General features: G+C 41.8%; 2 protein-coding genes. Both read left to right on the forward strand.

From position 1 onward, the window contains the following. Positions 1 to 86 precede the first annotated feature (86 nt). Positions 87 to 584, forward strand: coding sequence for an RNA polymerase sigma-70 factor (locus tag Q0954_RS33810; protein ID WP_299466468.1), 498 nt, complete (start codon positions 87 to 89; stop codon positions 582 to 584). Positions 585 to 880: 296 nt separating this feature from the next. Further along, positions 881 to 1,771, forward strand: coding sequence for a FecR family protein (locus Q0954_RS33815; protein ID WP_299466471.1), 891 nt, complete (start codon positions 881 to 883; stop codon positions 1,769 to 1,771). Positions 1,772 to 1,837: the final 66 nt, after the last annotated feature.

Raw genomic sequence — 1,837 nt, forward strand, 5'->3', positions numbered from 1 at the left:
AATAATAACCTTTTGCAATGAATTATGGGTATAATTAATTGAAATTCAATTTTTTATGCCCTTTTTAATTTCTACAATTTAAGAAATTGTATGTACCACTGGTCAACCACAGCAACAAGTTTTTAAAAGATGTAGAAGCTGCGCGAGAAGTAGTGCAAGCAACCTTTGTTCACTTGTTAGAAAAAGGGGATTCATTGCAAATAAAAACATCGGCAGAAGCTTACCTTTATACTGCTGTACGCAACCGTTCGCTTAACTACCTCAAAGCCCAAATGCGTCACATGGAGAGACAAGGCGAGCTGCACGAAAACTATACCGCTATTCAAGATCTAAACATTCAAGGGGTAGAGTCTGCCGACCTTGCCCACATACTAGACCTTGCCATTGCAAGCCTTTCTAAAAAAACCCAAGTTGTTTTTCGTCTTAGCCGTGACGAGTCGCTCAACTACAAAGAAATAAGTGAACAATTGGGCATTTCGGTCAAAACGGTAGAGTTTCACATTTCGTCTGCCCTCAAAACCATTCGTGCTTTCCTCGAAAAACATTGGTACTTGCCCGTTATATTGATGCTTTTGTCATTTTAATTGGTTAGTCGGGAGTTTTTTAGTCGGGAGTTGGGAGTCAGTAGTTGGGAGTCGGGAGTCGGGAGTTGGGAGTTAGCGCAAAGCGATTAGTTGGGAGTTGGGAGTCGGGAGTTAACGCAAAGCGATTAGTCGAGAGTCAGTAGTCGGGAGTTAGCGTGAAGCGATTTCTCAATTATAAGAAAAACTACCGACTACTAACTCCCAACTCCCGACTACGGACTACTGACTACCGACAAAAAAAACTAGGGTGTTGTATTACCCTATTGTCGTAAGGTCAAATCTAGCAAGAAAAAAATATGGATATTGAGTTTCTGATAAAGTACTTGATGCAAAAAACCAGTGCTGCCGAAACGCAGCAGGTAAAAGAATGGCTCAATAGTAACGAGAAAAACCAAACCTATTTTGTCCGCCTCAAAGAATGGTACGACAAAGAACCTCCTTTGGTATCGCTCAATGATGCTGAAGTAGCCCAGGATTGGCAAAAGGTGAAGGCGAAGGCGTTGGATAAAAAAGAAGCAAAAGACAAAGCGCAAAGTAAGACCCGCCGTTTGTGGATGACCCGCATAGCTGTGGCAGTGGTAGTCCTAGGGGTAGCGCTTGGTCTGATCTACTTTGGCAGTCTACGTCCTCAACCAACCCCAGTGGCTTATACCCAGTCAGAAAGTGCTCAAAGTCTCAACAAAAAGGCATGGGTGCTAGAAGATGGTACTAAAGTGTGGCTGAACAAAAACGCCAGGATTTACTTTCCAGAAAAATTTGATGACAATCGTCGAATGGTTCGCTTGGAAGGTGAAGGTTTCTTTGAAGTAAAAAGGGATGAAAAACGCCCTTTTACTGTGCAAACCAACGGAGTAAATGTAAAGGTGTTGGGAACCTCATTCAATATTTATCAGAAAGATGCGACACATACCAAGGTAACGGTAAACTCAGGCAAGGTGGAAGTAGTCACTAAAGATGGTACCCAACGGGTAGAACTGGTGAAAGGTGAGGCGGGTAATTTTAATGCGCAAAACGCCTCGCTGTCGAAATCTTTGAACTATGACCTGAACTATTTATCTTGGAAAACGGGGGAATTGGTATTTAAAAAAGCCACCATGGGGCAAATTGTAACCGATCTGCAAAGGCATTACCATACCAATATCAATTGTGCTCCAGCATTGCGTCAGCAATTTGGCTTTAATTTGTAATTATTTCAATGTATTTAAGTCGTTTATTTTCAGTACTTTATTGCTATCTGATTTTGCAAAAGGTCT

Origin of the sequence: uncultured Microscilla sp., assembly GCF_947493425.1 — a bacterium.
Lineage (GTDB): Bacteria > Bacteroidota > Bacteroidia > Cytophagales > Microscillaceae > Microscilla.